23 protein-coding genes and 1 riboswitch are annotated in these 21,113 nt (G+C 36.9%); of the genes, 21 read left to right on the forward strand and 2 right to left on the reverse strand.

The window, feature by feature from the left end:
• Positions 1-40: 40 nt before the first annotated feature.
• The 19 genes from R4Z10_RS03805 (at position 41) to yunB (ending at position 18,168) form a co-directional block, all read left to right on the forward strand.
• Positions 41-1,825 (forward strand): acyl-CoA dehydrogenase family protein, encoded by a 1,785-nt coding sequence (locus tag R4Z10_RS03805; protein ID WP_338471901.1) that lies wholly within the window; start codon positions 41-43, stop codon positions 1,823-1,825.
• A 150-nt stretch (positions 1,826-1,975) separates the two neighbouring features.
• Positions 1,976-2,332 (forward strand): arsenate reductase family protein, encoded by a 357-nt coding sequence (locus R4Z10_RS03810; RefSeq protein WP_338471902.1) that lies wholly within the window; start codon positions 1,976-1,978, stop codon positions 2,330-2,332.
• A gap of 43 nt (positions 2,333-2,375) precedes the next feature.
• Positions 2,376-2,756 (forward strand): glycine cleavage system protein GcvH, encoded by a 381-nt coding sequence (gcvH, locus tag R4Z10_RS03815; protein WP_338471903.1) that lies wholly within the window; start codon positions 2,376-2,378, stop codon positions 2,754-2,756.
• A 77-nt stretch (positions 2,757-2,833) separates the two neighbouring features.
• The gene (locus R4Z10_RS03820; protein ID WP_338471904.1) at positions 2,834-3,202 is read left to right on the forward strand and encodes a toprim domain-containing protein; all 369 of its coding nucleotides are present in this window, start codon (positions 2,834-2,836) and stop codon (positions 3,200-3,202) included.
• Positions 3,195-3,509, forward strand: coding sequence for a thioredoxin family protein (locus R4Z10_RS03825; RefSeq protein WP_338471905.1), 315 nt, complete (start codon positions 3,195-3,197; stop codon positions 3,507-3,509). The genes R4Z10_RS03820 and R4Z10_RS03825 overlap by 8 nt, the downstream gene beginning before the upstream one ends.
• 172 nt (positions 3,510-3,681) lie before the next feature.
• Positions 3,682-4,050, forward strand: coding sequence for a hypothetical protein (locus R4Z10_RS03830; protein ID WP_338471906.1), 369 nt, complete (start codon positions 3,682-3,684; stop codon positions 4,048-4,050).
• A gap of 110 nt (positions 4,051-4,160) precedes the next feature.
• Positions 4,161-5,459, forward strand: a complete 1,299-nt coding sequence (locus R4Z10_RS03835) for an O-acetylhomoserine aminocarboxypropyltransferase/cysteine synthase family protein (RefSeq protein ID WP_338471907.1) — start codon at positions 4,161-4,163, stop codon at positions 5,457-5,459.
• Between the two features lie 116 nt (positions 5,460-5,575).
• A riboswitch (SAM riboswitch) is annotated at positions 5,576-5,683 on the forward strand.
• Between the two features lie 113 nt (positions 5,684-5,796).
• Positions 5,797-6,822 carry a methionine ABC transporter ATP-binding protein gene (locus R4Z10_RS03840; RefSeq protein WP_338471908.1) on the forward strand — a complete coding sequence of 342 codons (1,026 nt, stop codon included), beginning with the start codon at positions 5,797-5,799 and terminating at the stop codon, positions 6,820-6,822.
• Complete coding sequence (locus R4Z10_RS03845; RefSeq protein WP_338471909.1) at positions 6,815-7,483, forward strand: methionine ABC transporter permease; 669 nt, start codon at positions 6,815-6,817, stop codon at positions 7,481-7,483. Before R4Z10_RS03840 ends, R4Z10_RS03845 begins: the two co-directional genes overlap by 8 nt.
• Positions 7,484-7,498: 15 nt before the next feature.
• Positions 7,499-8,338: a MetQ/NlpA family ABC transporter substrate-binding protein gene (locus R4Z10_RS03850; protein WP_338471910.1), complete on the forward strand. Its 840-nt coding sequence runs from the start codon at positions 7,499-7,501 to the stop codon at positions 8,336-8,338.
• Between the two features lie 361 nt (positions 8,339-8,699).
• On the forward strand, positions 8,700-9,485 hold the full coding sequence (gene sufC / locus R4Z10_RS03855) for a Fe-S cluster assembly ATPase SufC (RefSeq protein ID WP_338471911.1): 786 nt from the start codon (positions 8,700-8,702) through the stop codon (positions 9,483-9,485).
• Between the two features lie 17 nt (positions 9,486-9,502).
• Complete coding sequence (gene sufD / locus R4Z10_RS03860) at positions 9,503-10,813, forward strand: Fe-S cluster assembly protein SufD (protein ID WP_338471912.1); 1,311 nt, start codon at positions 9,503-9,505, stop codon at positions 10,811-10,813.
• Positions 10,813-12,042 carry a cysteine desulfurase gene (locus tag R4Z10_RS03865; protein ID WP_338471913.1) on the forward strand — a complete coding sequence of 410 codons (1,230 nt, stop codon included), beginning with the start codon at positions 10,813-10,815 and terminating at the stop codon, positions 12,040-12,042. Before sufD ends, R4Z10_RS03865 begins: the two co-directional genes overlap by 1 nt.
• Positions 12,032-12,484: a Fe-S cluster assembly sulfur transfer protein SufU gene (gene sufU / locus R4Z10_RS03870; RefSeq protein ID WP_338471914.1), complete on the forward strand. Its 453-nt coding sequence runs from the start codon at positions 12,032-12,034 to the stop codon at positions 12,482-12,484. Before R4Z10_RS03865 ends, sufU begins: the two co-directional genes overlap by 11 nt.
• 69 nt (positions 12,485-12,553) lie before the next feature.
• The gene (gene sufB, locus R4Z10_RS03875; protein ID WP_338471915.1) at positions 12,554-13,951 is read left to right on the forward strand and encodes a Fe-S cluster assembly protein SufB; all 1,398 of its coding nucleotides are present in this window, start codon (positions 12,554-12,556) and stop codon (positions 13,949-13,951) included.
• A gap of 650 nt (positions 13,952-14,601) precedes the next feature.
• Positions 14,602-15,420 (forward strand): sulfite exporter TauE/SafE family protein, encoded by an 819-nt coding sequence (locus R4Z10_RS03880; protein ID WP_338471916.1) that lies wholly within the window; start codon positions 14,602-14,604, stop codon positions 15,418-15,420.
• Positions 15,421-15,487: 67 nt separating this feature from the next.
• A complete protein-coding gene (locus R4Z10_RS03885; RefSeq protein WP_338471917.1) occupies positions 15,488-16,858 on the forward strand; it encodes a bifunctional UDP-sugar hydrolase/5'-nucleotidase in 1,371 nt (456 codons plus the stop codon).
• A 70-nt stretch (positions 16,859-16,928) separates the two neighbouring features.
• A complete protein-coding gene (locus R4Z10_RS03890; protein WP_338473157.1) occupies positions 16,929-17,231 on the forward strand; it encodes a DUF1805 domain-containing protein in 303 nt (100 codons plus the stop codon).
• Between the two features lie 163 nt (positions 17,232-17,394).
• Complete coding sequence (gene yunB, locus R4Z10_RS03895) at positions 17,395-18,168, forward strand: sporulation protein YunB (RefSeq protein WP_338471918.1); 774 nt, start codon at positions 17,395-17,397, stop codon at positions 18,166-18,168.
• Between the two features lie 60 nt (positions 18,169-18,228).
• Here the strand turns inward: yunB and R4Z10_RS03900 are convergent, their stop codons facing one another.
• A complete protein-coding gene (locus R4Z10_RS03900; RefSeq protein WP_338471919.1) occupies positions 18,229-19,224 on the reverse strand; it encodes a M23 family metallopeptidase in 996 nt (331 codons plus the stop codon).
• Positions 19,225-19,417: 193 nt separating this feature from the next.
• Here R4Z10_RS03900 and lipA point away from each other — a divergent pair, with 193 nt between their 5' ends.
• Together lipA and R4Z10_RS03910 are read left to right on the forward strand one after the other, a co-directional pair.
• On the forward strand, positions 19,418-20,338 hold the full coding sequence (lipA, locus tag R4Z10_RS03905; protein ID WP_338471920.1) for a lipoyl synthase: 921 nt from the start codon (positions 19,418-19,420) through the stop codon (positions 20,336-20,338).
• Positions 20,339-20,452: 114 nt separating this feature from the next.
• Positions 20,453-20,728 carry a YutD family protein gene (locus R4Z10_RS03910; RefSeq protein ID WP_338471921.1) on the forward strand — a complete coding sequence of 92 codons (276 nt, stop codon included), beginning with the start codon at positions 20,453-20,455 and terminating at the stop codon, positions 20,726-20,728.
• Between the two features lie 25 nt (positions 20,729-20,753).
• On the opposite strand, the gene R4Z10_RS03915 is transcribed toward R4Z10_RS03910, so the two are convergent.
• Positions 20,754-21,029 carry a cytosolic protein gene (locus R4Z10_RS03915; protein WP_338471922.1) on the reverse strand — a complete coding sequence of 92 codons (276 nt, stop codon included), beginning with the start codon at positions 21,027-21,029 and terminating at the stop codon, positions 20,754-20,756.
• Between the last annotated feature and the right edge of the window lie 84 nt (positions 21,030-21,113).

Below are 21,113 nucleotides of genomic sequence, written 5' to 3' on the forward strand. Positions count from 1 at the left end.
AACTGTACTAAAAGATGTGGAAATAAAGGGGGAATATACAGTGGTTAGTGGGTCTGATTCATTGGTTAAAGGTGGCAGTTTTTTAATCAATGATATATCTTGTGAGCAAGTGGTGACACCAGAGGATTTTACTGATGAACAGAAAATGATTGCGAAAACAACGGAAGAGTTTGTTATTCATAAGGTCTTACCACATGTAGAACGATTAGAGAACCATGACTTTGATCTATCAGTTAAACTTCTAAAAGAAGCAGGCGAATTAGGTTTACTAAGTGCAGATGTTCAGGAGGAATATGGCGGTCTGGAACTAGACAAAATTAGTTCAGCTCTTATAACAGAAAAAATGGCTAGAGCAGGTGGATTTTCACTTTCCTATGGTGCCCATGTAGGGATTGGATCGTTGCCTATCGTGCTTTTCGGAAATGAAAACCAAAGGCAAAAGTATTTGCCCCAATTGGCTACAGGTGAAAAAATTGCGGCTTACGCACTAACAGAGCCGAGTTCAGGTTCTGATGCGCTTGCAGCGAAAACAACCGCTAAACTTAATCAAGAAGAAACACACTATATTTTAAATGGCGAAAAGCAATGGATTACTAACTCGGCTTTTGCCGATGTTTTTATCGTGTATGCGAAAATTGATGGTGAACATTTTTCTGCTTTTATTGTTGAACGAGAATTCCCTGGTGTATCGACTGGGCCAGAAGAAAAGAAAATGGGCATCAAAAGTTCATCAACGAGGACGTTAATTTTACAAGATGCCCTCATCCCAAAGGATAATCTACTCGGGGAAATTGGGAAAGGTCATGTCATTGCTTTTAACATATTGAATATAGGCCGTTATAAATTGGGGGTTGGAGCAGTTGGGGCCTCCAAACGAGCTCTAGATGTAACCATTCAATATACAAACCAGCGTCAGCAGTTTAAGACGCCGGTTTCAGAGTTCCCATTATCAAAGGAAAAGCTTGCAACAATGGCAGCATTTGTTTACGCTGCAGAAAGTTCAGTGTATCGAACAGTTGGACTTTATGAAGATCGATTGGGTAGACTGTCCCGACAAGAATTAAAAGATGGCCATTCAATTGCTAAAGCAATTTCTGAGTACGCCATTGAATGCTCCCTAAATAAAGTTTTTGCAACAGAAGCACTTGATTATATTGCTGATGAAGGTGTTCAGCTCCATGGCGGTTATGGGTTTATGTCCGAATATGAAATTGAGAGAATTTACCGGGACTCACGAATTAATCGGATTTTTGAAGGAACAAATGAAATAAACCGCTTATTAGTACCGGCTACCTTTTTGCGAAAAGCGCTAAAAGGGGAGTTGCCATTACTTGAAAAAGCGCAAAAGCTCCAAAGCGAACTAATGATGCTCGTTCCAGAAACACCAGGAGATGAGCCATTGGCCCAAGAAAAATATTTAGTCAAAAATGGCAAAAAGATAAGTCTTTTAATATTAGGGCTGGCCGCTCAGAAATATGGGAAAGCATTAGAGAGCGAGCAAGAGATTCTCGTTAATATTGCCGATATCATTTCAAATGTTTATGCGATGGAATCCGTTGTATTACGAACCGAAAAAGCGATTGGAAGAGTTGGAGCTGAAAAAACGAAGCAAAAGTTATTATATACCCAAATCTTCTGTCAAGAAGCATTTCAAAGAATTGAACAGGATGCTAAAGAAACATTGATTGGGGTTGAGCAAGGAGATTCATTAAGAATGATGCTTTCTGCTCTTCGAAAGTTTACTAGGTTTAATCCAAGAAATATCATCACATTAAAAAGAGATGCGGCAAGAGGATTAATTGATTCTGAACGCTATATAAACTAATTCTCTCTAACAGGCTGGCTTACTAAATAGAAAGTCAGCCGTTTTTTTGAGGTGAAATATATAAGAAGAATCGATATACTAGTTTCGAATCGATTAACCTTATGTTAAAATAACTTTAGGAATGGATAAGCTATTAAATGAGGTGATGGATTGGCACTTAAGTTTTATTGGTATCCTAAATGTGGTACATGTCGTAAAGCAAAAAAGTGGCTTGATGAGCATGAAATGCCCTATGAAGAAATACATATTGTTGAAACACCTCCAACACGTAATGAATTGGAGGCAATGTACAAAGCGAGCGGTTTAGAAATTAAGAAGTTTTTTAATACCAGTGGTCAAAAATATCGTGAAATGGGATTAAAAGACCGGGTAAAGGAAGCAACAGAAGATGAACTGCTCGACATTCTCTCTTCCGATGGAATGTTAATCAAGCGACCAATTGTTACAAATGGTGAAAAGGTCACCGTTGGATTTAAGGAAGAAGATTTTACAAATACTTGGCGTTAAGTTTATTTTAAACTTATACATATAAATTTTTGGAGGGAATTACATGAATACACCAAAAGAATTACGTTATTCTAAAGATCATGAGTGGATAAAAGTAGAAGGAAATAAAGTACGAGTGGGCATTACTGATTTTGCTCAATCTGAACTTGGTGATATCGTATTTGTTGAGTTGCCAGAGGTTGACGATGAAATTACTGCAGATGAATCATTTGGAAGTGTTGAATCAGTAAAAACAGTTTCCGAATTATATGCACCAATCAGTGGTAAAGTTGTTGCGGTTAATGAAAACCTTGATGATGATCCACAATTTGTGAATGAGTCACCATATGAGAATGGTTGGATTATTGAAGTGGAAGTAACTGATACTGCACAACTTGAACAGTTAATGACCGCTGAACAATATGAAGAAATGGTGAGCAAATAAGCATTAATCATGATAGTAGAAAGCGCCCACTCTGGCGCTTTCTGTATTTGGAACTGTGTTTAAACAAGGGAGAAAAAATGAGAAATTTAAATTCTGAAAAGATCATCATTGTAGAGGGGATTTCGGATCGTAATAAAATACAGAAGATCATTAAAGAGCCGGTAGAGATCATATGTACAAATGGAACGATTTCGTCTGCCACATTAGATGAATGGGGAGAAGTGTTGTTTGATTGTGATCTATATATATTAGTTGATTCGGATCTATCGGGAGAAAAATTACGACAGCGATTAAAAAGAGAGTTTCCAAATGCTGTTCATCTATATATTGATAAAATGTATCGTGAAGTTGCCAGTGCTCCCCATTTTCACTTAGCAACTATTTTGCTAACAGCTAATATTGATGTTCATAGTGAATATTTAGATCGAGGGAAGAGTTATGAATGAATGGAATCAGAAGAGAATAGAAAGTCTCATAAGGGAAGAAGGAACAGGGTGTGTTTATTTGTATACCCCTTTCTGTGGTACATGCCAAGTTGCTAGTAAAATGTTGTCAGTCGTTGAAGAAATGCTGCCACAGTTAACAATCGGGAAAATCAATTTAAATTATGAGCAGAGTTTAGCGCAGGAATGGCAGATTGAGAGTGTACCATGTCTAGTATTTATAAATAAAGGGAAGGTGGAAACTAAAATATACACCTTTCAATCGGTTCCTTATTTAATTGAAACAATAAAAACAACGTTGAGGCTATAACAGTGGGGTTGTCGATTTAGCTCTTTATTTATATATTTCTCGGGAAATATATTTGTAGAAATATGCAAAAATTTAATGGAATTTTCCGAAAATATACCCTTTAAATTTGCAGGAATCCAAACCGATCAAACGGAATATATATCATAAATGATTTCGATAGGTGGGATTCGATGTGATCGAGTTAGTCAATTTATGGGTGGAGCAAGTAAATCGGAAATTAACTCTAAGGACGCTGATTAAGAATCTTTGTTTTTCTTTTCAATTAAGGATTGAAAAGAGAGACATTATATTAGAAATAGACAAAGGTATGATTAACTTAGAGGCTACTCCTCGAGTTTTGCCTCAACCTAAAAGATTAGAAGGAAGCGAGGAATTATTTCTATCAATCATCTTGGGAGAGAAGAAATTACGGGAAGCCGTCAAAAGCAATGAAATTACAACAACGTTCTCATTTCGTGAACTTCTACTTATGGAAACTTTATTTTATCTAGGTAAGCCAGAGTTACTAAGCGAATTTGCGACAAAAACTAATTTATATTGACAATTAAATCGTTTGTGGTAAAATTTCACTATAAAATGAGTTGATTTACACAGTGAAATTTTTTTGGTTTTAATTCGTACTTTTCCGATGTGAAAAAAGGAGAGATAGTGATGTCAGATAAAAAATATCGTATTGAAACACTAAGTGTCCATGGTGGTCTTCAACCAGATCCAGTAACAGGTGCAAGAGCTGTACCTATTTACCAAAACAATGCTTATCAGTTTAAAAATACTGAGCATGCCGCCAATCTATTTGGATTAGCTGAGCCGGGTTATATTTATACACGGATACATAATCCAACAACAACTGTTTTTGAAGAAAGAGTCGCACTGCTTGAAGGTGGAATTGGCGCTTTAGCAGTTTCAAGTGGCATGGCTGCCATCACTCTAGCAATATTAAATATTGCTGAAAGTGGAGATGAAATTATTTCTGATGCAAACTTATACGGTGGTACTTATAATTTATTTGCTGTCACACTTCCTAAATATGGAATTAAGGTAAAGTTTGTTGATTCAGAAGACCCAGAGAATTTCCGTGCCGCCATTACAGATAAAACAAAAGCAATTTTCGCCGAAACAATTGGAAATCCTAGTCTAAAGGTGTTAGATATTGAAAAAGTTTCTAGTATTGCCCACGATGCTGGGATCCCGCTAATTATTGATAATACATTTGCAACACCATATTTATGCCGGCCGTTTGAATTTGGAGCGGATATTGTTGTTCACTCTGCGACAAAATGGTTATTAGGTAATGGAACATCAACAGGGGGAGTTATTGTTGACAGTGGTAAGTTTGACTGGAATTCACCTAAATTCCCGGGTTTAACAGAGCCAGATGAAAGTTATCATGGTCTTGTTTATTCAAGAGATGTTGGTGCAGCTGCATACATCACAAAAGCGCGTGTTCAATTATTACGTGATTTTGGCCCAGCATTAAGTCCGCAAAATGCTTTCCAATTTGTCTTAGGACTAGAAACATTACACTTAAGAATGAGGGAACATGTAGCAAATGCTGTGAAGGTAGTTGAATATTTAGAAAAGCATCCTGCTGTTAATTGGGTTCTATATCCTGGTAGTGAAAATAGCCCAGAAAAAGAGTTGGCAGCGAAGTATTTACCTAAAGGTGCTGGCTCAATAATCGTATTTGGAATTAAAGGCGGCAGAGAAGCAGGTGCAAAGGTCATTAATAGTGTCGAATTATTTGCCCATGTTGCCAATGTTGGGGATGCCAAAAGTTTAATTATCCATCCAGCAAGCACAACTCACCAACAATTAGATGCGGAAGGATTAAAAGCCGCAGGAGTCGGTGAGGATCTAATCAGATTATCGATTGGAATTGAAAATGTGGAGGATATTATTGAAGATTTAGAGCAAGCGATTGCAAAGGCCACAGGTTTAACGTCCCTTTAATCTAGGAATTAACAATATATTGAAATATGATTCGTCTAATTGACACCCTATATATAACGTGATACCATATCTTCTATGAATCTTTCGTAATAGTATATCGGAATAGGAATATATAACTCTTATCAAGAGAGGTGGAGGGATGTGCCCGATGAAGCCCGGCAACCGTCAATTTTTGTTGACATGGTGCCAAATCACACAAAGCAAAGGGCTTTGACAGATGGGAGAAAGGTCATTTGAAAATGCCTTTCTGCTCAGGTGAAGCAGAAAGGCATTTTATGTGCCATTATATGTATGTAGCGATGTACGAAATGTCTTTAAAAGAAGGTGAGCGGTCACGATGATTACAATCAAAAATGTACAAAAGATATTTTCTACCAGGCAAGGAAATGTTACAGCTGTCTCAGATGTGAATTTGGAAATTAATAACGGAGAAATTTTCGGGGTTATTGGATATAGTGGTGCAGGAAAAAGTACGTTAATTAGAATGTTGAACGGGCTTGAAATTCCAACCGATGGTACAGTAACGGTAGCGGACAAGCAAATATCTCATATAAAAGGTGGAGCATTAAGAGCGGCTCGCCAGGAAATCAGTATGATATTTCAACATTTCAATTTATTGTGGTCCAGAACTGTAAGAGAAAACATTGCTTTTCCGCTAGAAATTGCTGGAATCCCAAAGCAAAAAAGAAAACAACGAGTGGACGAACTAATTCAACTAGTTGGATTAGAAGGCAGAGAGGACTCTTATCCATCCCAGCTTAGTGGTGGGCAAAAACAACGGGTAGGAATTGCGAGGGCGCTTGCTAATAACCCTAAAGTGCTGCTCTGTGATGAAGCAACATCTGCTTTGGATCCGGAAACAACAGACTCTATTCTAGAATTGTTAGTTGATATTAATAAAAAATTAGGCTTAACAATTGTGTTAATTACTCATGAAATGCACGTTATTCGTAAAATATGCCATCGTGTAGCCGTTATGGAAAACGGTAAAGTTGTTGAAGTAGGACCTGTCTTGGAAGTATTTAAAGAACCAAAACAAACAATTACTAAACGCTTTGTCCAACAAGTAACAGAACCCGAAGAAACGAAGGAAACCATTCAACATTTACTTCAGAATATTCGTTCCGGAAAAGTGATTCAGCTCACATTTGTTGGCGAAGGAACGGAACAGCCATTAATGACTAATTTAATCCGAAATTTTGATGTGACTGTAAATATTCTTCAAGGAAAAATATCTCAAACACGAGAAGGTCAATATGGTTCTTTATTTATCCATATTGATGGAAAAGATGATGTTATAAATAATGCTCTTGACTTTATAGAATCCCAGCAAGTTGCTGTGGAGGTGGTTTCACATGCTTAACGGGTTGTTTCCAAATGTCAACTTAGACAAAGCTATTGATAAAACAATTGAGACCCTCTATATGACAGGATATTCACTTGTTTTTATCATTATAATTGGAATTGCTTTAGGTTTGTTACTGTTTTTAACATCAGACGGGAATCTTTGGCAAAATAAATTCATTAACTCGATTGTCGCAGCAATTGTAAATATATTTAGATCGATTCCCTTTGTAATATTAATTGTTCTATTAATTCCTTTCACAAAGGTCATAGTTGGTTCGATGATTGGAAAGGAAGCGGCTTTACCTGCGTTAATTATTGGGTCCGCACCATTTTATGCAAGAATGGTTGAAATAGGTTTGCGTGAAATTGATAAAGGGGTTATTGAGGCTGCTAGATCGATGGGAGCAAAAACGAGTACGATTATTTTTAAAGTGCTGCTTCCAGAGTCCATGCCAGCCATTGTATCGGGAATTACTGTCACAACCATTGCTCTTATAGGTTATACGGCTATTGCGGGCGTTATTGGTGCTGGTGGCTTAGGAGACTATGCATACTTAGATGGTTTTTCGCGAGGACAAAGTGATGTTACATTATTTGCTACAATCATTATTTTAATCATTGTATTTATTGTCCAATATCTTGGAGATACATTAACAAGAAAAATAGATAAAAGATAGGAAAGGGGAAAAATAATGAAAAAATTATTTTTACTATTATTTAGTGCTTTATTAGTATTAGTACTTGCGGCTTGCGGTAATTCTAATGAAGAAAATGCAAGTGAAGGTAGTGAAGGTACAAAATCAATTAAAATTGGAGCAACTAATGCACCACATGCTGAAATTCTTGAACAAGCTAAACCTTTATTGGAAGAGCAAGGAATTGAGTTAGATATTCAGACGTTTAGTAAATATGAATTAATTAATCCAGCTCTAAATGATGGAGATCTAGATGCGAACTTTTTCCAACATATCCCTTATTTAAATACAGAAGTAACGGAAAAAGGTTATGAGATTGTTAATGCTGGCGGCGTTCATATTGAGCCGATTGGAATTTATTCTAAAAAATTTAAAACTAAAGAAGAGATTGAAGATGGGGCTACAGTAATAATGAGCAGTAGTGTCCCTGATCACGGACGTATTTTAGCCTTGTTTGAAGCAGAAGGATTAATTACACTAAAAGATGGTATTGATAAAACAGCAGCAACTTTAGAGGATATCGTTGAAAATCCAAAAAACTTAAAGTTTGAATATGATTATGCTCCTGATATTCTTCCGTCAGTTTATAATAACGATGAGGGTGACCTAGTTGTTATTAACTCCAATTATGCGATACAAAATGGGATCAATCCAATTGAAGATTCACTTGTAATTGAATCAGGGGAAAACAATCCATACGTAAATGTAATTGCTGTGAAAGAAGGCAATGAAGACAAAGAGGAAATTAAAGCACTTATAGACGTGTTGAATTCCCAAGAAGTTAAAGATTTTATTCTTGAAAAATATGAAGGAGCAGTACTTCCTGCTACCGAATAACGAATTAAAGCCATGGTTTCATAAAGAATCCATGGCTTTAATTCATATTACTTTAAAAATTCGATACCAATAAGTACAATAGGATAGGCATTCTCATTTTTGTTTAAAATACAAAAGGACCATATGAAGTATTCTATATTAGAAAAAATTAACTAGATTTGGAAGGGATACTAGTATTAAAACCATTCTCAATAAGGGTTAAATGGACTTTCTAAACATTTTTGTTTTGAAAGCTTGTAATTACTGCATAACGGTTGCTAAGAATTCAGTTTTGGTATAAGATTGAGTGAGAACTAAATGAGAATAGAAATGCCGGTTCATACCGACAAGATATAATTATTACTTTGGAGGGCATAAAATTATGGCAGGATCTGTACTAACGATCAAAGATTTACACGTTTCAATAGAGGAAAAGGAAATATTAAAAGGTGTGGACCTAGAGATAAAAGGTGGGGAAATCCACGCGATTATGGGACCAAACGGAACTGGGAAGTCGACTTTGTCTTCTGCAATTATGGGGCACCCAAAATACGAGGTAACAAAAGGGAACGTAACTTTAGATGGAAAAGAAGTTCTAGAAATGGAAGTAGATGAGCGAGCACGTGAAGGTCTATTCCTTGCAATGCAATATCCAAGTGAAATCAGTGGAGTAACAAATGCGGATTTCTTACGTTCAGCGATTAACAGTCGTCGTGGAGAAGGAAATGAAATTTCTTTAATGAAGTTTATTAAAGAAATGGATAAGAAAATGGATTCCCTTGAAATGGATCCAGACATGGCACAACGTTATTTAAACGAAGGATTTTCAGGTGGAGAGAAAAAACGTAATGAAATTCTTCAATTAATGATGATTCAACCTAAATTTGCAATCTTAGACGAAATTGACTCTGGTCTTGATATTGATGCATTAAAGGTTGTTGCTAATGGAATTAACGACATGCGTGGAGAGAATTTCGGTTGTCTGTTAATTACGCACTATCAACGTTTATTAGATTATATTACTCCTGACTTTGTGCATGTAATGATGCAAGGTCGAATTGTGAAATCTGGCGGTCCTGAACTTGCTCAAAGATTAGAAGCAGAAGGATATGATTGGATTAAGCAAGAACTAGGAATCGAAGACGAAACAGTTGGTCAAGAAGCGTAAGTTAGGAGGATTTAGTTATGACGACAGAATTAATAAATTCTTTTGGGAAAGAGTATATTAGCTCTTTTTCCAAAGAAATGGGCGAACCTGCCTGGTTAACAGAGTTAAGAATAAATGCCTTTGAGACTGCGGAGAATACCCCACTACCATTCGTTGATAAAACGAATATTGATAAGTGGAACTTCACGCAATTTGAGAAGCATATTGTAAAAAGTGAAGATTTCTCAAGTTTTGATCATCTTCCTGAAGAAGTGAAAGCATTAATTAATGTGAGTGAAAGCAATCAGTCACTATATATCCAAAGGAATAACCGTCCGACTCTCCTTTCACTTACAAAAGAGATGCAAGATAAGGGTGTTATTTTTACTGATATCTTTACAGCGGCAAGAGAGCACGGAGAATTATTACAAAAATATTTAATGAAAGATTGTGTGAAGGTTGATGAGAATAAATTAACGGCCTTACATGCAGCTTTTGTTAATGGTGGCGTATTCCTTTATATTCCGAAGAATGTTGAATTGACAGAACCAATTCAAGCCGTTTTCCTGCATGATGACGCGGAAGCTAATTTATTCAATCATGTATTAATTGTAGCGGAAGCTAACAGCTCAGTTACTTATGTTGAAAACTATATTTCTACTGTTGCAAGTACAGGCAACGTATTCAACCTTGTAACTGAAGTCATTGCAAATGATAATGCAAAAGTACAATATGGAGCGGTTGATAATCTTTCTGAAGGGGTAACCACTTATGTAAATCGCCGTGGAAACGCTGCAAGAGATGCTAAAATCGGTTGGTCACTAGGAATGATGAATGAAGGAAACACGGTTTCAGACAATACAACGAATCTTCTAGGTGATGGTTCATACGGGGATGCCAAAGCCGTTGTAGTTGGAACAGGTGAGCAAATTCAAAACTTTACTACAAAGATCACCCATTTTGGACGAAACTCAGCTGCAAATATTTTAAGTCGTGGTGTATTACAAGAAGGTTCTACGGCGATTTTTAATGGAATTGGAAAAATCGAACATGGTGCTTCAAAATCAGATGCACAGCAGGAATCTCGACTTTTAATGTTAAGTGAAAAGGCTCGTGGAGACGCAAACCCAATTTTATTAATAGATGAAGATGATGTTACTGCAGGACATGCTGCATCTGTGGGTCGTGTTGATCAAAGTCAGTTATATTACTTAATGAGTCGCGGAATTTCTAAAAAAGAAGCAGAACGACTTATCATTCACGGATTCTTAGCTCCTGTTGTGAATGAATTACCAATTGAAGGAGTTAAACAGCAGCTCGTTGAAGTGATTGAAAGGAAAGTAAAATAATGAATATCAATGAGATTCGGAAACAATTTCCAATTTTACATCAAGAAGTCAACGGGCATCCGCTAGTTTATCTTGACAGTGCTGCAACATCTCAAAAGCCCGTTCAGGTGATAGAAGCTATTTCAAATTATTATCGTCAAGATAATTCCAATGTCCATCGTGGTGTTCACACTCTTGGTACAAGAGCAACAGATTCTTTTGAAGGGGCACGCGAAAAGGTACGGAAATTTATTAATGCGAAGTCCATTCAGGAAATCATTTATACAAGAGGGACAACAACAGCGCTAAATCTAGTCGCTTCTAGTTATGGGGCAGCAAATTTGCGTGAAGGTGATGAAATTATTATTTCCTATATGGAGCACCATAGTAATTTGATCCCATGGCAACAAGTTGCTAAGCAAACTGGTGCAACATTAAAATATTTTCCGCTGCAAGAGGATGGAACATTATCTCTCGATGATGTTCGTGCAACGATTACACCTAATACGAAGCTAGTTGCATTAACCATGGTTTCAAATGTTCTAGGTACGATGAACCCGATTAAAGAAATTGCACAAATTGCTCATCAAAATGGAGCTGTTATTGTTGTTGATGCTGCTCAAGGTGCACCACATATGAGCATTGATGTTCAGGATCTGGATGTGGATTTTCTCGCTTTTTCTGGTCATAAAATGTGCGCGCCGACAGGTATTGGTGTTCTTTATGGAAAAAAACAATTGCTTGAAAACATGGATCCCATTGAATTTGGCGGTGAAATGATTGATTTTGTAGGACTTTATGAGTCTACATGGAAAGAACTGCCATGGAAGTTTGAGGGTGGAACTCCGATTATTGCTGGTGCAATTGGTTTAGGAGCGGCAATCGACTTTTTACAAGAAATTGGATTAGATAATATTCTAGATCATGAGCACAAATTAGCGGCTTATGCTTTAGAAAAAATGGCAACAGTTGAAGGCTTAACGATTTACGGTCCAGCAGAAGCGAATCAGCGCGCTGGTGTAATTACATTTAATCTTTCAGATGTTCATCCACATGATGTTGCAACAGTTCTTGATGCAGAAGGAATCGCTGTAAGGGCTGGACACCATTGTGCACAACCATTAATGAAATGGTTAGACGTGTCAGCAACAGCTAGAGCTAGTTTCTATCTGTACAATACAGAAGAAGACATTGATAAATTTGTGGAAGGACTTGTGAAAACAAAGGAGTATTTTAGCGATGTCTTCTAATAATCTAGATGTCCTTTATCGACAAGTCATAATGGATCATTATAAAAATCCACGAAATAAAGGTGTTATTGAAGATGATAGTCTGACGATCAACATGAATAATCCAACATGTGGAGATCGGATTCAATTAACACTTAAAGTAGAAAATGACAAAGTAGTAGATGCCAAATTTACAGGGGAAGGCTGCTCGATTTCGATGTCATCCGCTTCTATGATGACAGATGCGATTAAAGGCAGACCGATTGAAGAAGCCTTGAAATTAGCTCATATTTTTTCAGAAATGGTTCAAGGGAAAGATCCAGACGCTCTTCTTGATGATGAGGATCTTGATCTTGGGGATATTGAAGCACTATCAGGTGTCTGCAAATTCCCAGCAAGGATTAAGTGTGCTACATTAGCATGGAAGGCAATGGAGAAAGCACTTCACGAGGAAGAAAAGTAATCAACTTCGGTGTTTGGCACCGGATAACATTTGCGATGGTTAATCGCTTATTAAAGGGGGAAAACGACGATGGCAAAAAAAGCGCCAGAAATCGGTGATTATAAATATGGTTTTCACGATAAAGACGTCTCCATTTTCCGGTCAGAACGCGGATTAACAAAGGAAATTGTAGAAGAAATTTCAAAAATGAAAGAAGAGCCACAGTGGATGCTCGACTTCCGTTTGAAATCATTGGATATTTTTTACAGCAAGCCAATGCCGCAATGGGGTGGGGATTTAGCATCATTAAATTTTGATGAAATCACTTACTATGTAAAACCATCTGAGCAAGCTGAAAGATCTTGGGATGAAGTACCAGAAGAAATCAAGCAAACATTTGATAAGCTAGGAATTCCTGAAGCTGAACAAAAGTATTTAGCAGGAGTTTCTGCTCAATACGAATCAGAAGTAGTTTACCATAATATGAAGGAAGACTTAGAGGAACAAGGGATTGTCTTTAAGGATACAGACTCAGCTTTAAAAGAAAATGAGGATATTTTCCGTGAGCACTGGGCAAAAGTTATCCCACCAACTGATAATAAATTTGCTGCGTTAAACTCAGCGGTTTGGTCTGGTGGTTCCTTTATCTATGTTCCAAAAGGAATTAAAGTGGACACTCCACTCCAAGCGTATTTCCGCATCAACTCTGAAAACATGGGACAATTTGAACGTACATTAATCATTGTTGATGAAGGGGCATCTGTTCACTATGTTGAAGGATGTACAGCACCTGTTTATACGACTAACTCTCTGCATAGTGCAGTTGTTGAAATTGTCATTAAAAAGGATGCTTACTGCCGTTATACAACGATTCAAAACTGGGCGAACAATGTGTTCAACCTTGTGACAAAGCGTGCGGTATGTGAAGAGAACGCAACAATGGAATGGATCGATGGGAATATTGGTTCTAAATTAACAATGAAGTACCCAGCGGTCATTTTAAAAGGTGAAGGTGCTCGTGGTTTAACTCTTTCAATCGCGATTGCTGGTAAGGGACAAAACCAAGACACTGGTGCAAAAATGATTCACTTAGCTCCAAACACATCTTCCACTATTGTATCGAAATCAATTTCTAAGCATGGTGGAAATGTAACATACCGTGGTATCGTGAAATTTGGCCGAAATGCTGAAGGTGCACGTGCAAACATTGAATGTGACACATTAATTATGGATAATGAATCCACCTCAGATACGATCCCTTATAATGAGGTAATGAATGATAATATCTCACTTGAGCATGAAGCAAAGGTTTCGAAGGTTTCTGAAGAACAACTATTCTATTTAATGAGCCGTGGTATTTCAGAGCAAGAGGCAACAGAAATGATTGTAATGGGCTTCATTGAGCCATTTACAAAAGAACTTCCGATGGAATATGCTGTTGAAATGAATAGACTTATCAAGTTCGAAATGGAAGGTTCGATCGGTTAAATACGGGAAAACCGTTTGCTATTATAGCAAACGGTTTTTTCTTTTAGGAACTATTTTGTTAATGAACGTCATAATTAGATTTGTGAAGAAAAAAGGTGGAGAAATAAACGGAGTTAGTGACTCATAAGTGGTATGAAGACCCAAAACAGAAGCTCAAAAGAGACAAAGTTGTCTTCATAAGGGGTATGAAGACCAAAACAGAAGCTCGAAATTGAGAAAGTTGTCTTCATAAGGGGTATAAAGACCAAAACAGAAGCTCGAAATTGAGAAAGTTGTCTTCATAAGGGGCATGAAGGCCAAAACAGAAGCTCAAAATTGAGAAAGTTGTCTTCATAAGGGGTATGAAGATCAAAACAGAAGCTCGAAATTGAGAAAGTTGTCTTCATAAGGGGTATGAAGACCAAAACAGAAGCTCGAAAGAGACAAAGTTGTCTTCATAAGGGGTATGAAGACCAAAACAGAAGCTCAAAATTGAGAAAGGTTTCTTCATAAAAGTTATGAAAGCCAAAACAGAAAAGCAAGGAAAAAAACGTTCTTAAAGTGGGGAAATGATAACAAGTTTATCTTCATTTACAAATAGAAGTAAATTAGCTAATCTTGAAACAAGATGACATTATAGTTGGATTACTCCGATAGAAGGTGAGCTTATAATGGAATATATTGTATTACTTATAATCGGACTTTTAGCTGGTACAATCGGAAGCCTTGTTGGGTTGGGTGGGGGAATTGTAATTGTTCCTGCTTTACTATATTTAGGGACAACCGGTTTTTTGACGGAAGCAACACCCCAAATTGCAGCAGGAACTTCCCTTTTGGTGATTATCTTCACAGGACTATCCTCTTCCATTTCTTATTACAAGCAAAAAAGGGTGGATATTAAGACAGGACTTATTTTATTTATTGGTGGAGGTCCAGGAGGGATGGTAGGAGCCTGGGTTAATAAACAATTAAATGCTGATCATTTTTCTTTAGGATTTGGACTATTTATGATTTTTATTTCCATTGTTTTAATGTATAAGGATAAGCTCCCACCATTAAAAAGAACGAGTGAAAGAGGAGTTTGGCGCACATTTATAGATCCAGATGGAAAGGAATATACTTATGGTTTTCAACCAGTGATTGCCATACCAATCGCTTTTATTGTAGGGTTCTTGGGAGGATTACTTGGTATTGGTGGCGGTGCATTAATGGTACCATCATTAATCTTATTATTTCACTTTCCGGCTCATATTGCCGTAGCTACTTCCATGCTATTGCTATTTTTCACATCGCTAACAAGTTCTATTACGCATATATGGTTAGGACATATCATTTGGTTATATGCGCTAGCACTGATTCCAGGCGCATGGCTAGGAGGAACACTTGGGGCTAAGATCAATCAAAAATTACCGAGTAAAGCGATTATCATTTTACTGAGGTTAGTTCTAATTATTGTTGGAATACGCTTAATCATTGACGGTTTAATTTAAGGAGTTTTGTCCTCAATTATGTTACTATGGATGGATAAAAATATTGATTAGAAGGGATTGGCGATTGATGGGTGAAGTGATCCATATTTATCATACGAACGATTTACATAGCCATTTTGATCATTGGCCTCGTATTCAATCGTTTTTACAAAATAGGAAAAAATGGCATCAAGAACATGGAGAGTCTTGTTTTTTGTTTGATATAGGAGATCATGCTGATCGTTGGCATCCTCTAACAGAAGCGACAATGGGTCAGGAAAACACCCGTTTACTAAATGAAACAGGAATTCAGGCCGTTACAATTGGTAATAATGAAGGAATCACATTTCCACATGATGGCTTGGATCACTTATACGATCATCGTCAATTCGATGTTTTAGTGGCAAATTTATTCAAGCTGGATGGAAATCATCCCTCATGGATAAAAGAACATGCCATTTACGAAACAACTACAGGGATTAAAGTTGGGGTTACTGGGTTAACGGCAAACTATGAGCATCTTTATAGGTTATTAGGTTGGAAGGTTATCGATCCCATTGAGACCCTTAAAGTTCAGATTGCCCAATTGAAGGATAAGTGTGACATTATTGTACTTCTATCACATCTCGGAATTCATGAGGATGAAATGATCGGTCGGGAGTTTCCTGATATTGATGTTGTAATTGGTGGTCATACCCATCATATTTTGCATGAGGGGAAAATGGTAAATAACTCGCTATTGACATGTGCTGGTAAATACGGAATGTATGTGGGACATATTCGCCTATCATTTGATAATGGAAAACTACTTGAGAAAAAGGCATGGTTATATAGTACGAATGAATTACCTGTTGTACAAGATGAAAAAAATATCGTGAAGAATCTTTATCGCAAGGGAAAAGCAATGCTTTCACAGAATGTTGTATCTTTAAATCATCCGTTTATGTCGAAAGAGGAAATTGCGGTACTTTTATGTGAAGCGACGAAAGAATGGTGTCAGGCAGATTGTGCGCTAATTAATGAGGGACTAATTCTTGAGGATTTTCAATCAGGAATACTTACTAAATTTGAGTTATTAAAAAATTGTCCTCATCCAATTAATCCATGTGTAGTCGAGCTTACAGGATCAGAACTTAAAGAAGTCCTGATTCAATCATTGGATGAGAAGTGGAAGGAAATGCAAATTATTGGCCTGGGATTTCGAGGAAAAGTGATGGGGAAAATGATTTACAGTGGAATTGAAGTTCAAAAGGGACCACATTCTTATCAATTTTTTATCGATGGAGTATTACTGCAACCCAATGTAACATATAAAATTGCTATTCCTGATATGTTTACATTCGGGCGCTTTTTTCCATCAATTTTTAGAGCAAAAAATAAACATTACTTTTTACCGGAATTTATGAGGCATTTATTAGAATGGAAATTGGGGGAAACAGAAAAACAATCTGTCCACTAAGACACGTGATGTCCCTTTTCTTCATATGATAACTATGAATAGAGAGAAGGAAAGGAGCGTCATAACAAAGATGATTGATGTAACTCCCATCGACATAAATGGAAACACTTTTCTTAGTATATCTGTCCAATTGCCAAAAACGAATTTACTTGTGGTGACCAGTGATAAAGGCTATATCATGTGTGGAGCTCTTGATGTCTCACTTCTAAATGAAAAGCTAAAAGATCGGAAAGTCATTGCGGGTAGAGCGACTGGTGTTAAAACAATCGAACAGCTTTTAGAGGCACCATTAGAATCAGTAACTTACGAAGCGGAAGCACTAGGAATTTATAAAGGCATGATCGGCAAAGAAGCCATGCTTAAAATGATATAAATTATTCAGTGCCAGGTAATCTCCAGTTTTGGAAGGTTCCTGGCATTGTTTTTTGTGATATGACTTTTACCATCAGATTGTATAGCTTTCATATTATTTTTCTAAAGTTTTTAGCGTTAGTCCCCCTCTTAAAGCATACATATACTTGTGGGGGGGGATTTTTTTGCCTAAGCTTAAATTTCGAAAATCGATGTTTAACAAAAGAAAAATTGCCAAAAAAGGGCCACTTCCTTTTCGATATGTATTGCTACTTACGTTTGTGTTTTTTATTTTTTCAACAGCGATCGGTTTCTGGATTGTTGATAAGGAACTCGAGCCTGTGTTAATGGCTTATGCGAAGTCTGAATCTGTCAATTTAGCCACACTCGTTATAAATGACGCCGTGGAACAGCAACTAAAAGAAAAATCAGACGACACTTTATTTAGTTCAATTCCTAATTCAGATGAAGTTAATAATATTCAATTAGATGCGGAAGGCATCTTAAGAAGACAAACGGATATTGAGAGAAGAATATTGGAAAATTTAAAAAAGGCGGAAGAAGGAGAGTTGTCAATTCTACATTCCCAAGAAAATATGGATGTAGGAACAGACGGGAAACATGGGAATGGAATTCATTTCAATGTGCCATTAGGACGGGTGACTGATAACGCTTTGCTTGCTAATCTTGGGCCTGATGTTCCAGTAGAGTTTTCTGTTATCGGGGATGTACAGTCAGACATTAAAACAAAAGTTGTTGAGTTTGGAATCAATGGAGGGGTTATTGAAGTATCCATGGAAGTTGAAATTCAAGTTGAGGTGATTATGCCATTCTCGGCAGATTCCACAGTTGTAACAAGGAACATTCCAATCGGAATGGGTGTTTTCCGAGGCGATGTCCCACAATTTTACAACGGAAGTGGTAAAACGAATCCATCCATTCAATTGCCTAAAGACTGATACAAAATTCAATAATTCATAATGTAAGGTATCTCCCGAATAGTGGAAGATACCTTACATCTATTTTTTATGGAGTTGCTGCCTTTCTTGCCTTTCCCATAATTTGAGATGTGGGAATGGATCAAATGACCACTCAGTACGTCCATTATCTTTGTAAATTCCATAATGAAGATGGGGCGGAAATTTACCAGAAGTTCCGGGTGGCCCATATCCGGAAGCACCAACACTTCCGATGATTTGCCCTGGTTCTACAATTTGCCCTTTATGTAGATCTTTAGCAAAGCCATTTAAATGAGCAAAGTAATGGTAGTTGTTGTTAATATCACGGATTCCAACCCTCCAACCGCCATATTTATTCCAACCCTTCATTTCAACAATTCCATAGGAAGTAGCTTTAACTGGGACCCCATAGTTTGCAAATATATCTGTTCCTTCATGAATTCTTCGTCCACCCCAACCTCTTGCATCCCCCCAAGTGTTTTTATAACTATAGTTACTTCTTAGTGGAAGTGGAAATGCATGTTTTTCTAAATTTAGATGTCCAAAATGTTTATAAATTTTAGCTTTATCAAGTATGATCCCAACGGTTTTATCCCTATTATAATAATCCCAAAGTGCTAATTTCACATAATCATGATTGGTTCCATAGTTCAGAATATAATTAGCCATTGAATAAATGACATCAAAGTCATTAGAAAGGGAAGCTATTCCATCTTGATCTCCATCGGTTCCCATTCCTTGAAAAAATTGAATGGAAAACGGGTTTTCATCTGTTATATCTGGATTTAAAAGGCCGACCCATTTTTCAGGTGGAATATAAATACCTGTGATTCCTTCTGCTTTTGGCAAATCCTTGCGAGACTGCCGCACATTTCGTTCATACTGATCAATAGCAGCAAGGTAATACCAGGGAATATTTGTCAAGGATTCAACGCTTTGATACAATTCCATTCTTTTTGTAAAAATGTCATTTTGATCACTTTCTGCTGCCTTTGCAATTGGACCGTTAAAGAGAAGCACCATCAATGAGACGATACACAGCATAACTCGGCGCATACAAAATCCTCCCTTCTATTAGTATCTACCCCATTAGTTTGTGAAAGGGAAAGGAATTCATAAATGATAATTTTTGGTAAAACATAATTAAACAATTGGATTGTAGTTTTTCATGTCAATATGGTAAAGTGAAAGGGATGGATACTTCTTACATTCACCAGGTTTAGTTTACAGAAAGGGTTGGAGTGAAAAAATGAGTAAAAAACAAGGAACATATGAGCGTAAACCGGAATGGTTAAAAATAAAGCTTAACACGAATGATAGTTACACAGGCTTAAAAGGTTTAATGCGAGAAAAGAAATTACATACAGTTTGTGAAGAAGCACGCTGTCCAAATATTCATGAATGCTGGGCTGAAAGAAGAACTGCTACATTTATGATTCTTGGTGATACATGCACACGGGCTTGTCGTTTCTGTGCGGTTAAGACAGGTCTTCCAACGGAGTTTGATTTGGCGGAACCAGAAAGAGTTGCAGACTCTGTTGTTACGATGAATTTAAAACATGTTGTTATTACAATGGTGTCACGTGACGATTTAAAAGATGGCGGTTCAGGTGTGTTAGCTGAAACGATCCGTGCGATCCGTCGAAAAAATCCGTTTACTTCAATCGAGGTTTTACCATCTGATATGGGCGGTGTTTTCGAAAATATTAAAACAATAATGGATGCAAAGCCAGATATCTTGAATCATAATATTGAAACTGTTGAAAGATTAACCCCGAGAGTTAGAGCAAGAGCTACTTACGAGCGTTCTTTGGAAGTTTTAAGGAGAGCAAAAGAGTTGCAACCACAAATTCCAACTAAATCAAGTTTAATGATTGGACTTGGAGAAACAAAAGAAGAAATTCTTGCGACTATGGATGATCTGCGGGCAAATAATGTAGATATTATGACTATCGGACAATATCTGCAACCAACTAAAAAACATTTACCAGTTATTAAATATTACCATCCTGATGAGTTTAAAGAGTTGAAAGAAATTGCAATGGAAAAAGGCTTTAGTCACTGTGAGTCAGGTCCACTTGTACGTTCTTCTTATCACGCTGATGAACAAGTTAATGAAGCAGCAAAACATATGCAGCAGCTTGGTGAAACTGAATTAAAAAACGCATAAGCCAACTCTCATGACTTCACTTCTTGAGTAATTAATTAGTACAAGGCACTTGCGCTTTTTATCATTCTATGGCTAAATTTTTTTAAGGAGTTTTTTACTTCGAGAGGTGAAAACATGGTATGTATTGAGAGTAGTTGTTATGAAATTGTGGAGGAAAGAGGTAATGGCTATAATGAAGAAGCCTTCCTTCATCGTTACAGCGAAATTTTAACGAAGTATGATTATATTGTCGGAGATTGGGGTTATGGACAACTTCGATTAAAAGGCTTCTTTGACGATCAAAATCCTAAGGGCACATACGATTCCAAAATTAGTACAGTTTCAGAATACTTGTATGAATTCTGTAACTTTGGCTGTGCCTATTTCATTCTAAAGAAAATTAAAAAGTAAAAAAGCTGCTTTTATCGCAGCTTTTTTATTTGTCATAGGGTGGTTGCTCTGATTGTTCTGGGTCGTCATGTGGTGGGTGAGCGCCATCCATTTGTCTTGGTAGATCTTCATGAAGAGATTTATTTTCATAATTAAAAGCACTGTAACGCCGCTGTCCTTCTTTCCATTCAGTACTTTTATTTTCAACTGGTTCATAGGCCCGAAATGGTGAGCCATAAGGACCATCCGGAAATTCCTCTGGAATTAAATAATTGTTTAGTTTTTCCACATTAGAAAAATTAGTATAGCGGTCTTTCCCCATTAAAAATCACCTCATGAACAGTATTCGTTACCAATCAGCGAAATATCCATCGGTTTTGGGAACTTAAGTGGTACTAGTAGGGAA

The organism is Niallia sp. XMNu-256 (assembly GCF_036670015.1).
Classification (GTDB): Bacteria; Bacillota; Bacilli; order Bacillales; family Cytobacillaceae; genus Bacillus_BD.

Excerpts from the sequence above, each read along its gene's own strand:
- R4Z10_RS03850 (WP_338471910.1), top strand. The coding sequence starts at position 7,499 with ATGAAAAAATTATTTTTACTATTATTTAGTGCTTTATTAGTATTAGTA.
- sufC (WP_338471911.1), top strand. The coding sequence starts at position 8,700 with ATGGCAGGATCTGTACTAACGATCAAAGATTTACACGTTTCAATAGAG.
- R4Z10_RS03880 (WP_338471916.1), top strand. The coding sequence starts at position 14,602 with ATGGAATATATTGTATTACTTATAATCGGACTTTTAGCTGGTACAATC.
- R4Z10_RS03825 (WP_338471905.1), top strand. The coding sequence starts at position 3,195 with ATGAATGAATGGAATCAGAAGAGAATAGAAAGTCTCATAAGGGAAGAA.
- R4Z10_RS03900 (WP_338471919.1), bottom strand. The coding sequence starts at position 19,224 with ATGCGCCGAGTTATGCTGTGTATCGTCTCATTGATGGTGCTTCTCTTT.
- R4Z10_RS03835 (WP_338471907.1), top strand. The coding sequence starts at position 4,161 with ATGTCAGATAAAAAATATCGTATTGAAACACTAAGTGTCCATGGTGGT.
- sufD (WP_338471912.1), top strand. The coding sequence starts at position 9,503 with ATGACGACAGAATTAATAAATTCTTTTGGGAAAGAGTATATTAGCTCT.
- lipA (WP_338471920.1), top strand. The coding sequence starts at position 19,418 with ATGAGTAAAAAACAAGGAACATATGAGCGTAAACCGGAATGGTTAAAA.
- R4Z10_RS03845 (WP_338471909.1), top strand. The coding sequence starts at position 6,815 with ATGCTTAACGGGTTGTTTCCAAATGTCAACTTAGACAAAGCTATTGAT.
- R4Z10_RS03865 (WP_338471913.1), top strand. The coding sequence starts at position 10,813 with ATGAATATCAATGAGATTCGGAAACAATTTCCAATTTTACATCAAGAA.
- sufB (WP_338471915.1), top strand. The coding sequence starts at position 12,554 with ATGGCAAAAAAAGCGCCAGAAATCGGTGATTATAAATATGGTTTTCAC.
- R4Z10_RS03840 (WP_338471908.1), top strand. The coding sequence starts at position 5,797 with ATGATTACAATCAAAAATGTACAAAAGATATTTTCTACCAGGCAAGGA.
- R4Z10_RS03915 (WP_338471922.1), bottom strand. The coding sequence starts at position 21,029 with ATGGGGAAAGACCGCTATACTAATTTTTCTAATGTGGAAAAACTAAAC.
- R4Z10_RS03910 (WP_338471921.1), top strand. The coding sequence starts at position 20,453 with ATGGTATGTATTGAGAGTAGTTGTTATGAAATTGTGGAGGAAAGAGGT.
- R4Z10_RS03890 (WP_338473157.1), top strand. The coding sequence starts at position 16,929 with ATGATTGATGTAACTCCCATCGACATAAATGGAAACACTTTTCTTAGT.
- R4Z10_RS03820 (WP_338471904.1), top strand. The coding sequence starts at position 2,834 with ATGAGAAATTTAAATTCTGAAAAGATCATCATTGTAGAGGGGATTTCG.
- sufU (WP_338471914.1), top strand. The coding sequence starts at position 12,032 with ATGTCTTCTAATAATCTAGATGTCCTTTATCGACAAGTCATAATGGAT.
- R4Z10_RS03885 (WP_338471917.1), top strand. The coding sequence starts at position 15,488 with ATGGGTGAAGTGATCCATATTTATCATACGAACGATTTACATAGCCAT.
- gcvH (WP_338471903.1), top strand. The coding sequence starts at position 2,376 with ATGAATACACCAAAAGAATTACGTTATTCTAAAGATCATGAGTGGATA.